Source organism: Kordiimonas aestuarii (assembly GCF_025574465.1).
Classification (GTDB): domain Bacteria; phylum Pseudomonadota; class Alphaproteobacteria; order Sphingomonadales; family Kordiimonadaceae; genus Kordiimonas; species Kordiimonas aestuarii.
On the sequence record NZ_JAOBPP010000018.1, the window covers coordinates 215,967 to 230,037 of the forward strand.

Annotated in this window: 7 protein-coding genes; all 7 read right to left on the reverse strand. The window is 56.3% G+C overall.

Translation table 11 applies throughout. The features are described from left to right. Positions 1-19: 19 nt before the first annotated feature. The 7 genes from OEU85_RS07065 to OEU85_RS07095 all read right to left on the reverse strand — a co-directional run bounded on the left by OEU85_RS07065 (position 20) and on the right by OEU85_RS07095 (position 14,057). Positions 20-988, reverse strand: coding sequence for a DUF2336 domain-containing protein (locus OEU85_RS07065; protein WP_262690762.1), 969 nt, complete (start codon positions 986-988; stop codon positions 20-22). A gap of 243 nt (positions 989-1,231) precedes the next feature. Beyond that, complete coding sequence (locus tag OEU85_RS07070; protein ID WP_262690763.1) at positions 1,232-3,751, reverse strand: ABC transporter permease; 2,520 nt, start codon at positions 3,749-3,751, stop codon at positions 1,232-1,234. A gap of 26 nt (positions 3,752-3,777) precedes the next feature. Then, entirely contained in the window at positions 3,778-6,219 is a 2,442-nt protein-coding gene (locus OEU85_RS07075) for an ABC transporter permease (RefSeq protein WP_262690764.1), read from the reverse strand. Positions 6,220-6,246: 27 nt separating this feature from the next. After that, a complete protein-coding gene (locus OEU85_RS07080) occupies positions 6,247-8,679 on the reverse strand; it encodes an ABC transporter permease (RefSeq protein WP_262690765.1) in 2,433 nt (810 codons plus the stop codon). Between the two features lie 69 nt (positions 8,680-8,748). Then, positions 8,749-9,030, reverse strand: a complete 282-nt coding sequence (locus OEU85_RS07085) for an ABC transporter permease (RefSeq protein ID WP_262690766.1) — start codon at positions 9,028-9,030, stop codon at positions 8,749-8,751. A 30-nt stretch (positions 9,031-9,060) separates the two neighbouring features. Further along, entirely contained in the window at positions 9,061-11,484 is a 2,424-nt protein-coding gene (locus tag OEU85_RS07090; RefSeq protein ID WP_262690767.1) for an ABC transporter permease, read from the reverse strand. Positions 11,485-11,573: 89 nt separating this feature from the next. Continuing rightward, positions 11,574-14,057 (reverse strand): ABC transporter permease, encoded by a 2,484-nt coding sequence (locus OEU85_RS07095; protein WP_262690768.1) that lies wholly within the window; start codon positions 14,055-14,057, stop codon positions 11,574-11,576. Between the last annotated feature and the right edge of the window lie 14 nt (positions 14,058-14,071).

The window sequence follows — 14,071 nt, forward strand, 5'->3', positions numbered from 1 at the left end:
ACCCTGTCAACGCTCAAGGTCAGGCGACGGCTGGTTCGGGCGTCAGCGGCACGCTTTTGTTGCCATAATAGCGTTTCGCAAGCTGCAAGAAACGTGGCGCCATGGTCTTGCTGACATTCGCCATCTGCATCAGGCGTACAAAAGCTGCAGGGTCATCGAGCGTCAATATCTCGCGAATCCGGCCGACCGGCAGCCCTGCCTCAAGCGCAAGCGCGCTTTCCATGAACTGATAACAACCGCGTCCGGCGATCTCTATCACCAGCAGATAATTCAGGCGGCGATCATTGCGCAGGTCTGTCGCGAACGCGTGGATTTGCGATGGTCCGGCGGTTTTAATCTGCGCCCACAAGACCTCGATCTTGCTGTCTTCGGTTACTTTCGATGCTACACCGCTATCAACGGCATAATGCTCGACCAGCATCTCGCGGCAGTGGTCGGAAACACTGCTGATGATTCGTTCCACCACCCGGAGCGGGAGATCGGCCCGCCCCCCCAGATGATCCATCATGCGGCGGTTATCCGAAAAACGATCAACGATTTTATCACAGGCTTTTTCTGCGAGCTCCAGACTGTCATTACGCACCAGCGATGTGACGGTTGGCTCCTGCCCGACAGTGGCGAGCTGAACCTGGATGGCGTCTGACAAGTCCGTACGCCGTGCCAGTGTTACGAGGCTTGGCTCCTTAAGGCCCGGAATCAGGCGCAACCATTCTTTTTCGCTGAAAACATGTGTCTCGCTCAGGAATGCGCCGGAAACAGTCTCAACATCACGGGCGATTTTTTCGGCAAGGTCCGGTGCCAGCACCGTGCATTTCCTAAGCTCGTAGGCCAGTACTTCACGCACCTGCGCGCTGACATCCTGCGCCAGAACCCGCGCAACATTCTCAACCGTTACGCGTTCTTCCTTGACCTGCTCAGCAACAAGAAATTGGCCAACCCGCTTCGCGAGGGCCATTTTTTCCAGTTTCACCGTATCGATCAACATCATTGTTCTCATGTTACTCAACGTATAGGCCGTATTAGGTGCCTGTCGGCCTAGGAAAAAGTTACATGCCTGATCACCCCGTTATCTCATGTAAAGCTGAGCATTTCGTCAAGGAATGGTTAAAATGTTAACTAAGTTTGCGCAGTCCCGAATGCAACCTGAACACTAAAAAAGTGGGGGCACGAGGCCCCCATCAAGTTGATGCCCGGGGGTTGCCCCCCGACGCGAGAGATTGCTTTAGCGCCGCTATTCGTATCGCAGCGCGTGGATTGGGTTGGTTTGCGCCACACGGATGGCCCGTGACGCGACCGTAAGCCACGAGACCAAAAGTGCCAGCAAACCCGCGGCCAGTGCCATCATCCAGATATAGCCACCGCCCAGGCGATACTGGAAACCTTCCAGCCAACCGGACATCAGGAACCAGGCGGCGGGCCATGCGATAATATTGGCTATAAGCACAGGCCGGGAGAACTGCCAGACCAGCAGGCTTACAATATCCCGCACACGCGCACCCAGCACCTTGCGAATACCAATTTCCTTGGTGCGCTGTTCCGCCGTGAAGGAGGCAAGTCCATAAAGCCCGAGGCAGGCCACCACCACCGCCAGCACCGAGAAAGCCGCAAACATGGTCGCCTGCGAATCCTCTGCCTGATACTGGGCGTCAATCATGTCATTGAGGAACTGCCGACGCAGAGGCACGAGCGGCACATGCTGTGTCCACACACGCTGTACATCCGCAAGCAAACCAGACACATCATTGGTATTGAACGCAACCGTCGCCACATTGAAGCGGTTCGGCTGGTTAAGGTAGATCGTGGGCCGCACACCAAACTTGAGCGACCGGAAATAGATATCCGGCACGACACCAACAATGGTGAGGTCATATTGCCCAGCCTGGAACAGGTTGGAACGAAGAACCCGCCCAACAGCCGCCGACGGAGAGCTTAGCCCCAGCGAGCGCATGGCTGTTTCATTAATAATGGCTGATGCATTGCCGGAACGCTCCTCCCCCTCCGGGATAGCCGTAATCTCGTCGGTGCCATAAGCCTCGTCAAACGTGCGCCCCGCCAGCGGTTTGATGTCATAAGCCTCGAAAAAGCCGTAGCCCATGGAATGATAGTTGAGGATGACCTGCTCGCCTGTCGTGCCAGCATCCGCACCTGCCAGAAGCGTGAAGCCACTGTTGTTTTCATTGTCCTGGCTCGGTGCCTCACTTGACAGCACAACCTGCTCAACGCCCGGCAATTTGCGCAGTTCCTGCACAATAGCATCGCGTTCTTCGGTAACGCTGTCACGCCGCATGCCCAAAAGCGCCAGCTTGCTGTCATAGGTGTAACCGACATCCATGGTGCGAGCATATAGCGTCTGGCCGTAAATGACGGCGGTACACACGATCAGGCCGATCGAAATCGCGAACTGGAACACCACAAGCGCAGTGCGGAACTTGCTGGCGCCACCTGCATCAGAGGATTTGTTCGCCTTGAGGATTTTCGACGGCCGGAAACGCGACAGATACGCCGCCGGATAGGTGCCAGACAGCAGGCCAACCATAACGGTTGCAGCCAGGAGCGTGGCCAGAAGCGGCAGGTCATCAATCAACCTGAATTCCAACGTGCGGTCGATGGCGTCATTATAGATTGGCAAGGCCGCCTCAACGCCGACCAGCGCCACCAGAAGCGCGGCAAATGCTACAACAACCGCCTCCCCCAGAAACTGGCTTGCTACCTGCAGCCTTGATGCGCCCATTACCTTGCGGATCGCCACCTCGCGCGCGCGGCGGATACCCCGTGCCGTGGCCAGGTTCATAAAGTTTATCGATGCAATCACAAGGATCAGTATAGCAACAATCGCAAAGGCATAGACCGACTGTACGTCCCCCATCGGGGTCAGGTCGCCCATGTTGCCAGCGTCCCGGCGTGCCCGCAGGTGCAGGTCATGCAACGGCATCACATTCGGCTTGATGGCGTCGGTCGGCTTGCCGTCCATGCCATTGTTTTTCAGCATCTGAACAAATGGGCTTTCGTTGTCGGTCCAGTACCAGACGCGCTCCTTGAACTGTTCCGCCGTCACACCGGGGCGCAGCTTGAAGTAGGTATAAGTATTCACGCTTGTCCAAGTATCGAGGATATTAGGTGCATTGGCAAAAAACGACGGGTCAAGATAAACCAACAGGTCCAGAGACATGTGGCTGTTTTCCGGAATATTCTTGAACACACCGGTGACCTGCGCCTCAACCTGCTGGCCTGCCATACAGCAGGCAGTCAGCATTTCGCCCACCACGTCCGTGCGACCGAAATATTTGATCGCCATGTCTTCGCTGATCACAAGGTCCATGGGTTTTGTGAACGCGTTTTCGTGAGTGCCAGCCACAAGTGGCAGCTCAAACACGTCAAAGAAACTGCCGTCAGCAAAGGTCAGTTCCTCATCGAATGCCCGGTCGTCCTGCAAGATAGTGGTACCGGTGCGCACAAGGCGCACACCGGCTTCCACCTCTGCCGAGGCATAGGTAAGCATGGCATCTTTCATACGCCCGGCGGAGCGGACTGTCAGAAACGGTGGCCGACCGGGGGTGTAAAAGGCGCTGTGCAACCGCACCACGCGCTCGCCCTCCGGCACCCAGGTATCATAGGTCAACTCGTCACGAACAAAGAGAAGGATCAGGATACAGCTCATCAAACCGATGGCGAGGCCAAGGATATTAATGAGCGAGAACAGCCTGTTTTTAACGATATGCCGCCACGCGGTCATGACATAGTTTCTAAACATTGTTCATCTCTCGCTTTTTTATATTTTTACTCGTAACGCAGTGCATTTACAGGGTTGGCGCGGGCCACACGGGCGGCGTTTCCGCCAACCGTCACCCATGCGATCAGGAAGGCGCCGATGCCCGCCACAAAACAGGCAGGCAACAGGTACCAATCCTCGATACGGTTCGGATATTGCTCAAGCCAGCTGGACATGATCCAGAAAGCGACAGGCCAGGCAAGCAGGTTTGCCACCAGTACGGGCCGGGAGAATTGCTGCAACAGAAGCAGGACAATATCGCCGACATTGGCGCCCAACACCTTGCGGATTCCGATCTCGCGGGTGCGGCGTTCGGCCGAGAACGCTGCAAGGCCATAAAGCCCCATGCAGGCGATCACCACGGCAAGGCCCGAGAAGAAGCTGAGCACAGCCGACATATGGACCTCCTGCTCAAACTCCCGCGCGACAGCCTCATCCACAAAGCTGTATACAAAGGGAGTAAAAGGAGCGAACTCCTGCCACGTGTCATCAAGCTGGCTGATAAGCGCCGCAGGTGACCCCGTGTAGCGAATGGTCAGGTTGATGCCGTATTCAGGGTACAAGTGATAGGCTTCCGGGCCCTGCGGCTGCGACATGGACTGTGTCTGTGCGTCGCGGACCACCCCGACAATACGCAACGGCGTGGCATCGTACCAATAGATCACTGCGTCAACGGCCTCCGCCGGGGACGCAAACCCGAGGCGCGCCGCACCGGTTTCATTGACCATGATCCTGAGCTCTACCGGTGTGGGAGACTCACGGCGATTGCGGATATGCAAGTCACCTTCGATTTCTTCCGACAATGCCCGACCTGCAACAATGGGAATGCCATAAACGTTGAAGAACTCATCATCCAGCCACTGGTCGCCAATGTTGATCTGCTGGGCGGGTTCCGTGGTGCGGCCCATGCTGGTGAAGTTATTGTTGCCGTCTGACGGTGTTTCTGACGAGATCGACAAGGCCTTTACGCCGTCAAGCCGGCCAACAGCGTCGCGGAAAGACAGCATGCGCGGGGCAATTTCTGACCGGCCTAGCCCCTCCACGACAAGAAGGTTTTCCCGGTCATAGCCCGGGTCCATATGGAGGACGTACCAGGTCTGCCCATAAATCACGAGGGTCGCGACAATAAGAATAATGGATATGGCAAACTGCATAGTCACCAACACCTGCCGCAAGATGACGGCGCCCCGGTTCTCCGACGACTTGTTCGCCAGCAATATCTGCCCCGGGCGACTGCCGCTGATGGCGAAGGCCGGATAGAACCCCGCGAGGCCGCCAACAACAGCAACAATGGTTGCTATTGTGCCCCAGTAAACCGGGTCCGTGTAATCCAGCGACAAGGGCTTATCAAGAAACACCGAGAAGTAGGGCAGCGCCAACTCGAGCATGACGATGGCGATCAGGGTGGAGAGGATCGTCACCAGATAGCTTTCCGTAAGGAACTGGATAATAAGCTGGCGGCGGCTGGCACCCATCACCTTCCTGAGCGCCACCTCCCGTGTGCGGCGGATCGCCCGCGCGGTGGCGAGATTGACAAAATTGATCGCACCGATCAGCACCAGGACAACGGCAATGGCGATCAATACCCGCACTTTCCCCAACGTCGACATCTCCTCGAACGAGACCCATTTGGAATGAAAATCCTTCAGCAACATCGCCGAATAGGCATAGCTGCCCGACCCCGTGCCACCGTCGACCGGGATGAACTTGTCAAGCATCGCTGGTGTCTGTGCATTGATGGCATCAATGGAGGCGCCCGGTTTGAGCAGAAGATACTGCGCCACGCTGGTAGAACCCCAGTTACGCAACAGCCAGACTGGTTCCTTGAAGGCATCTTCGTCGATCAGCGCGAGGGCCTGCAGGTCGTTCAGCATGCTGTTTTCTACCGGATCTTTATAAACCGCCACCACGCGGTAATCCCGCTTGAGGTTGAAACTGCTGATGCTGAGCACTTGCCCGATCGGGTCTTCATCAATGAAATATCGTTCGGCAAAGCTTTTGCTGAGGGCAATACTTGAGGTATCCGCAAACGCCTGCGACAGGTCGCCGGCCAACACGTCAAATTCAAAAATATCAAGCAAGCTGGCGTCGGCCCACACGAGGTCCTCCCCACGCACGTCGTCGCCCCGCCGCACAGTCGCACCCAGATACCGCATACGAGCGGCGGCTTCTATCTGGTCCCCGAAATAAGACTGGTAGGCCGCCTGAACTTGCCCCGAAACAAAGCCTTCCTTCGCCAGCGGGTTCTGTCCGGTACGGAAGGTCATGTCGGCCCGGTAGATCCGTTCAGCCTTTTCCCAGTGCTGGTCGTACGAGAGTTCGAACCGGGCATAGAGAAGGATCAGAAGCGCCGCCATCAACCCCACGGCAAGCCCGAGTATATTGATAATCGAAAACAGCCTGTTTTTGACGATATGCTGCCACGCGGTCACAAGGTAATTTTTCAGCATTGCCCTATCCTTCCCTATCCTTGTGTCTCATTCATGCCGAAGCGCGTTAATGGGATTGGTACGCGCCACCACATAGGCACGCCCCGCGACCGTCAGCCAGCCGATGGCAAGCGCCGCGCAGGCAGCGCCCACAAATGGCAGCAGGCTGAGATCAATCCGGTAGGCAAAGCCATCCAACCAGTCATCAAGAAAGAAGAACGCCACGGGCCAGGCAATCAGGTTCGCCAGCAAAATCGGCTTCGAGAATTGCCACAGGAACAGGCCCACGATGTCACGCAGGCGCGCGCCCAGAACTTTGCGGATCCCGATTTCCTTGGTACGGCGTTCTGCCGTAAATGAGGCAAGGCCATATAGCCCCATGGCAGAAATCGTCACTGCCAGCAGTGTGAACATTGTCAGCATCTCACCCAGCCGTGCATCGGTCTGATACTGACGTTCAACCATATCTTCCATCGAGGTATACTCAAGGATACTATCCGGATAGGTGGCGCGCCACGTTTCGTTCAGAACGTCAAGCGCCGCCGCCTTGTTTGCCGGGTCGTACCGCACGGTCATGTCTGATTGACGATATTCATCGGTGTAATAAATGCCGGGCCGGATTACGTCGCGGGCACTGTCGAAGTGAAAATCCGCGACCACACCCACAATTGTTGTATCGACGCGAAGGTCCCGCGTCAGGTTTGCGGCTACCAGCTGACCGATCGCAGCCTGCGGGCTCTCGAAGCCCAGGCGTTTGGCCGCCAGCGCATTGATTATGATATTGCTGGAGCGGCGATATTCCCCCTCCTCACCGCGAGCGCGGGTAATGTCCGCAGGCATGTCCTCAAGGTAGCGGCCCGCCAGAAGCGGAATTTGATAGACCCTGAAAAAATCCGGCCCGCTGGGCAAACCGTCGATCGTGACCGTATCGTCACCTGTGATCGGGCGCACCTGCATGCGGTCTTCGCTGCCTTGTGTCGGCACGTCCGAGGAGCGGCCGATGGCCGTGATATAGGGGCTTGCCAGCAGGCGGCGCTTGAATGTGTCGCCCTGATCATTATTGGTCCGTGCCACTACCAACAGGTTGTCGGGGTTGAAACCCAGATCAAGCGCACGGGCGAACTGTGTTTGCTGGTTAACGAAGAAAGCAATGATCATCAGCCCGGCGGAAATCGCAAACTGTGTAACCACCAGAACCTGCCGCAAGCGCCCCGTGCCATTATCGGCGCTTGTGCTGCTGTAAAGTACATCGCGTGGCTTGAGCATGGCAAAATAGAGCGCTTGGAGACTACCGGCACTTAATCCGACACCAATGCCCAGCACCAGTAGGAGCAAGGCCACCACCGGCTCGCTCATGAGGTTGAGCTCAAGGACGGTAGACAAAAACGCATTGTAATAAGGCAACGCCAGCTCAACCATCGCCAGCGCGATCAGCAGCGCCACAAGCCCAAGCAGAACCGATTCCGCCAGAAACTGCTGAATGACATGCCCACGAGCCGCGCCCAGAACCTTACGCACCGCCACCTCACGGGCCCGGTGGGCTGTGCGCGCCATCGACAGGTTGAGAAAGTTCACCACAGCGATCAGCAGGATCAGGAAAGCAATACCAAGGAAGCCATACAATACCCCGGCATCGCCGTTGGCACCGTTGCCGTACAGATGCACATCGCCAAGCTTTACAAGGTCGACGTCTACCGACCAGCTTGTGCCTGTTTCTGTGCTGTCCGTTCCCTTTGGCATATGCCGTTCTACAAGGTCCGGCATCGCAGCGCGGATGGCATCCACATTGGTGCCCGGGGCAAACCTTACAAAGCTTGTGCGCGCAGCAAACCGCCAGTCTTCCGTAAACCAGCGCATACCGGTGAAATAGTCGCGATTGAAGGGCACAAGGAAATCATGCTGAATGACAGAGTCCCGCTTCGGATTCTCAACAACCCCTGCCACGTAAAAATCCCGGTCGCCGTTGGGCAGGTGCAGGGTCAGGCTTTTGCCAAGCGCGGACGCTGTACCAAAATATTTTTCCGCGGTCCGCTGGCTGATGACCGCGCCGCCAAGGTCGCTGAACACCGCCTCACGGCTGCCCTCAACAAAACGAACGTTGAAAAAGTCCAGAAAATTATGGTCTGCAAAGAGGATCCGTTGCCCATACATGGCATCGCCCTGACGCAGCCCAACATCAAATTCCAGGTACCGGCTGACCGCCTCCACCTCCGGGAAAGTATTGAGGAAAATATCCTTCAGCGGATCAACCGCATTGGGGCTTTTCCTGTCTACCTGTCCGGGCTGGGTGTAGGTCATTTCCATGCGGTAGATATCGTCCGCACCGCTCCAGTGCCTGTCCCACGAGAATTCATCGCGCACGAAAAGCGTGATCAGGATAAAAGCCGCCAAGCCTATGGCAAGACCCGCAATATTGATGAATGAAAACAACTTGTTACGCAGCAGGTTGCGCATAGCCGTTTTTAGATAATTCCTGAACATCGCTTGTCTCCGTCTTTCCTCGTGCCGTTTTGTAATGTGCGGGTTGGACCCGCAACTTTTATTCGTATCTTAGTGCGTTAATGGGTTCATCCTGGCGGCCCGTGCCGCCAGCGGCGCTGGTGCCGTGGCAAAGGCAAGCGGCTTGTACCCCAGCCCTGTCTCGGTGAATTCAGCTCTGTACAGTCGGTCGACCTGAGGGAGCCAACGGTCGTAACGCAGCTCATTCTGGACAAAAAGGCCTATGAGGATGACGGCGGCAAAGCCGATGGCAAGCCCGCCGATATTGATCATAGCACCAAGAGCGTTACGAAGCGGCCGCCGGATGGCAACAATCATATAATTCCTGATCATGCCTTCATCCCCTCTCTTGCATTTGCCACCTCATTCATACCGCAACGCCTTGATAGGGTTGGACCGTGCCACTTTAAGCGTGTGGCCGATGATGGTGATCCAGGCGATAAACAGCACCCCAAGGCCCGCCGCCAGAAACGGCAGCGGCGTCAGGCTGATGCGGTCGACAAAACCTTCAAGCCAGCGCCCAAGACCCCACCACGCGATCGGCCAAGCGATGATGTTGGCGACCAGCACTGGCAAGGAGAACTGCCACAGCAGGAGTTGCACGATATTAAGGGAGCGCGCACCCAGCACCTTGCGGATGCCAATTTCCTTGGAGCGGCGTTCGGTCGAAAGAGCCGCAAGCGCATAAAGACCCATGACCGCAATCACAACCATCACCCCGCCACTGAACAGCAAGAGCCACCCCTGCCGGCGGTCGGTGTCATAATACTTGGCAAAGGCGTCATCGGCGAACTGGCGCTTGATAGGCAGCTCCGGGAAAAACCCCCGCCAGGCCTCGTCAATGGCCGCAAGGGTTTCCGGCATATTCTGTGGTGCGACCTTGAGCACCACATAACGGAACTCAGACGGACCAACCCAATAGTAGGTGCCCATGGGCTCTGACCGGGCCGAGCGTGTGCGCAGGTTGGCAATGACTCCGATAATGGTGGAGCGCACATCGCCGGGCGAATAGATTTCCTGCCCGACTGCATCTTCAGGTCGGTCAAACCCGAGTTCATTTACTGCTTTTTCATTGAGGACCACCGTCGCGGAGGCCAGCGCGTCTTTCTCCACCTCGCTGTCCGCGGCACGGTCAACTGAAAACAGGCGACCGGCGAGCAATTGCGCCTTCATCATTGGTAACAATTCCGCGGATACAGCAACACGGCGCAGGCTCTTTTCGACACCCGTATCGGTGCGGATACCAGAGCTGTTGGTATAGTGGTTCTCATCCGGCATGTCGTGGCTGGCCGCAACCTCCTCAACCCCGGGCAGGCGCGAGAGCGATTCACGCAGCGCTTTTTCACGCTCAAGCACCATGGGCTTGCTGATACCGCTGATGCCGACAAGCTGTTCGCTTTGGAACCCCTTGTCGAGCGAACGGGCATACCGTGCCTGCATGAAAACCACGAGGCAGGTGACAAGAAGTCCGATGGTCGCCGCGAACTGGAGGACAACAAGCGAGTTCCTGAACCAGACACCGATGGTTGGCTTCATGCCTGTCAGATACTCCACCGGGCGGAAACGCGCAGCCACAAGGGCGGGATACAGGCCACAGATGCAGCCCACCACCAGCGTACCGCCTAGCAAGCCAGAAAGCATGAACGGGGTATAGATAAGGCCGGACGTCAGATCCCGGTCCATCAGTTGCCCAAAAGTTGGCAACATCAGTTCAGCCAGGGCAACGCCGATAATCATTGAAACAAAAGTAAGCGCGACGGCTTCGGTGAGCAGTTGTATCACCAACTGGCGCGCGTTCGCGCCCAGCGCCTTGCGGATCGCCACTTCCCGCACACGCTTGAGCGCGAGCATGGTGCCGAGATTCGCGACATTGACCGCCGCGATACCTAGAATGAGGAAGGCCACCACACCAGCAGCCCACAGGTGCACCATGGACGAACGGTCGTCTCCACCTTCCCCTTTCAGGTGCGCATCAATCGCCTTGGTGAAATGAAATTCGTAAGATGCGCGAACGCCCTCATCAAGTCGCTCCTGATAGCGGTCCGCAGGACCCACGCGACGAGCGAATTCATTGACATCGTTGGCGAAGGCTTCCAGGTCTGTCCCGGGGGCAAGGCGTATATAGGTCGGCCCCCAGAAACTGCCCCAACTGGTCCGGACCCAGGGCTGGTAGTCAACGACAGGGCTGGAAAAAGGTACAAGAGCGCCAACGTTCAGGTCGGACGCCGCAGGCCAGTCAGGCATCACACCGGTGACCTTCACCGGGAAGGTACCGTCTACCTTCACAACCTGCCCCAGCGCTGGACTGTCGCCAAACAAACGCTTTGCATCACTTTCAGGCAGTACAATTGCATCAGGGGCCGCCAGCGCCGTCGCCGGATCACCCGACAGCAAGGTAATGCCCATGAGCTCAAAAACATCGGGGTCAGCGACGGTAAGCCGCTGTTCAAACGCCTTGCCATCAAGGGCAAGTGCCACACTCTCGTTCAGGAAACGGGAGTAAAGCTCGATCTCGGGAAACTGTTCAGCAAAAATCGGCGCGGTAACAGGGGGAATGCGGTCCGAGTTATAGACGAAGTTGCCCCCTTTGTCATACATGCGGGTTTCAAATTTCATCACCCGCTCGTTTTCCGGGATCCATTGGTCGTAGGACAGCTCGAAATGCACATAGAGCAGGATTAAAAGGCAGGCAGCAAGGCCAACCGCCAGGCCGAAAATATTGATCAGCGTATACTGCTTGTAGCGCAGCAGGTTGCGGATCGCAGTCATCGCATAATTCTTGAACATGGCTTCCTCGTCTGTTTCCGCAGCGCCGGTTTTCCGGCTAAGATAGCTAAGGCGCGAGCCTGCATGGCGCAGGCCCGCGCGCTTTTCCTCTATTCGTATCGAAGCGCGTCAATGGGGTTCGAGCGCGCGACCCGCGCCGCATTACCGCCAACGGTTGCCCACGCAATGGCCAGCGCAATACCGCCGGCAAGCAGGCAAAGCGGCACCAGCACCCAGTTGTCGATCCGGTATGGGAAACCTTCGAGCCACGACAACATGCCATAAGCTGCAACCGGCCACGCGACGAGGTTTGCAAGCAGGACTGGTTTCGAGAACTGCCACAGCAGAAGCCGGACAATATCAAAAACGGTTGCACCCATAACCTTACGGATACCAATTTCCTTGGTGCGGCGTTCGGCGGTGAAGGACGCGAGTCCGTACAGACCAAGGCATGCGATCACCACCGCAAGGCCAGCAAAGATCGCCAGAAGAATTGACTGGTTTTCTTCCGCCCGGAATTCCCTCGCCATTACCTCATCGACATAATCGTAGCCAAACGGCACGGTGCTGATCATCGATTTCCAGATAGACTCGATCTGGCTGACAATCTCGGTCGCAGTACCATCAAAACGGACATTGAGATTGGAAAAGCCAAACTCTGCCAGCTGATACATTTCTGGCCGCATTTTCTCGCGCAGGGACTGGAACTTGATATCTCGCACCACGCCCACAATGGTGAACTCTGCACTGCGACCATTACCAACAGAGCTTTTTACCACGCGGCCAATTGCCGATTGAGGTGACGCGAAGCCGAAGCGGCGCAGTGCTGCCTCGTTCACAATCAGATTACCCTGAAGCAAAGCCCCCTCTTCTGCGGTGAAACCATTTGGCATGACATCCAGCGCATGGGCACGGCTGTAGGGACGACCAGCCAGAAAGTCGATCTGATACGTATCGAAAAATTCATAATCGACACGGTAAACACCGATCAATTCCGACCGTTCGCCCTCTTCCTCGGGAATGACAACCATGCTGTTGCTTTCATTCCCGCTGGATGGAGAGTCGCTAGAGAAGGCGGCACTGGTAACGCCGGGCAGGCGCTTGACCTGCTCCTTGAAAGCCTCGCGCTTATCAACAGCGCCAGACCGGCCGGTATTGCGCACCACAAGCAGGTTATCCTTGTTGAAGCCAGGGTCCATGTTGGTTGCATATATTTTTTGCCCGTACACAACTCCTGTTGACACGATAAGCGCTATCGAAATGGCAAACTGCATGACGACAAGGACGCTGCGGAGCCGAGCCGAGCCGCTCGATTCAGCTGACTTGTTGGCCTTGAGCACAGATGCCGGACGAAAGCCGGACAGGATCAGCGCGGGATAGACACCGCCCAGCATGCCGACAATGACGATAAGCCCGAAGAGTATCCCCAGCGTCATCCCGTCCAGATAATTGAACACCAGTTGCTTATCTACAAAATCGTTGAACGCAGGCAGTAGCGTCTCCACAAGAACAACGCCAAACACAAGGCCTATCAGCGCAACAAGCACAGATTCGCCAAGGAACTGGATAACCAGTTGGCGACGCTTCGCTCCCAACACCTTGCGCAGTGCTACCTCTCTTGCCCGTTGGGTGGATTTTGCCGTCGCCAGGTTCATAAAGTTGATACAGGCGATCAACAAAATAAGCCCGGCAATGGCAGAAAATGTCAGCACCGTCGTCATATTGCCAGTGGGCTTCATCTCGCCGTCGCGCGCGCCCGCGGGATCAAGCTGAATCCTGGTAATGGGCTGGGTGGAATACGCCACATAGTCAGACGCCTTGCCACCTTCAACGCTTGCCGGTACCTGAATGTGCTGATCGGCGAACGCATTAAGACGGCTGTTGATCGTCTCGATCGAAGCGCCATCCTTCAAGGTGAAGTAAACATAGTTGTTGACACTGAACCATTCTGCAAATTCCCAGCCTTGGTCGGCAAAGTCGGTTTCGTCAATCATTGCCATGCCCTGGAATTCAAGCACGGTATTGTGTGGCAGGTCTTTGTATACCGCCCCGATGCGGTAATCGCGCTTCAGGCTCCATACGCTAAGAGTGACCGTCTCACCAATAGGGTCGGCATCGCCAAAATACTTGCGCGCAAATGTTTCATTGATCGCAAGGCTTGCGTTGTCGTTCAGGGTTTGCCGCAAGTCACCGGCGACGACATCAAAATCAAAGATATCCACCGTTTCAGGGTCCGTCCACATCAGGGACTCGCTGAAAATATCATTATTCTTCTGCATAATGACGCGCATGCCGTTGAAGCGCGTTACTGCGCCCACTTCCTCAGGAAAATAGTTCTTGAGGGCGGCTTTGGTCGGCCCCTGCGCCATGACGGTGACAAAGGGTTCACGACCCGGAGGGCTGAATGTTGTGTTCAGCCGGTAAATACTGTCCGCGTTGGACCAGTGTTTGTCATAGGAAAGCTCGTCACGCACAAATAGCATGATCATGATGCAGGCCGCGAGGCCTACAGCAAGACCGATGATATTGATGGCGCTGTAGAGCTTGTGTTTGAACAAGTTTCTCAGTGCCACATTTATATAGTTCTGGAACATTGGTTCCTCCCGCT

Coding starts and splice junctions, on each gene's coding strand:
- OEU85_RS07070 (WP_262690763.1), bottom strand. CDS start 3,751: ATGTTTAGAAACTATGTCATGACCGCGTGGCGGCATATCGTTAAAAAC.
- OEU85_RS07085 (WP_262690766.1), bottom strand. CDS start 9,030: ATGATCAGGAATTATATGATTGTTGCCATCCGGCGGCCGCTTCGTAAC.
- OEU85_RS07095 (WP_262690768.1), bottom strand. CDS start 14,057: ATGTTCCAGAACTATATAAATGTGGCACTGAGAAACTTGTTCAAACAC.
- OEU85_RS07075 (WP_262690764.1), bottom strand. CDS start 6,219: ATGCTGAAAAATTACCTTGTGACCGCGTGGCAGCATATCGTCAAAAAC.
- OEU85_RS07065 (WP_262690762.1), bottom strand. CDS start 988: ATGATGTTGATCGATACGGTGAAACTGGAAAAAATGGCCCTCGCGAAG.
- OEU85_RS07090 (WP_262690767.1), bottom strand. CDS start 11,484: ATGTTCAAGAATTATGCGATGACTGCGATCCGCAACCTGCTGCGCTAC.
- OEU85_RS07080 (WP_262690765.1), bottom strand. CDS start 8,679: ATGTTCAGGAATTATCTAAAAACGGCTATGCGCAACCTGCTGCGTAAC.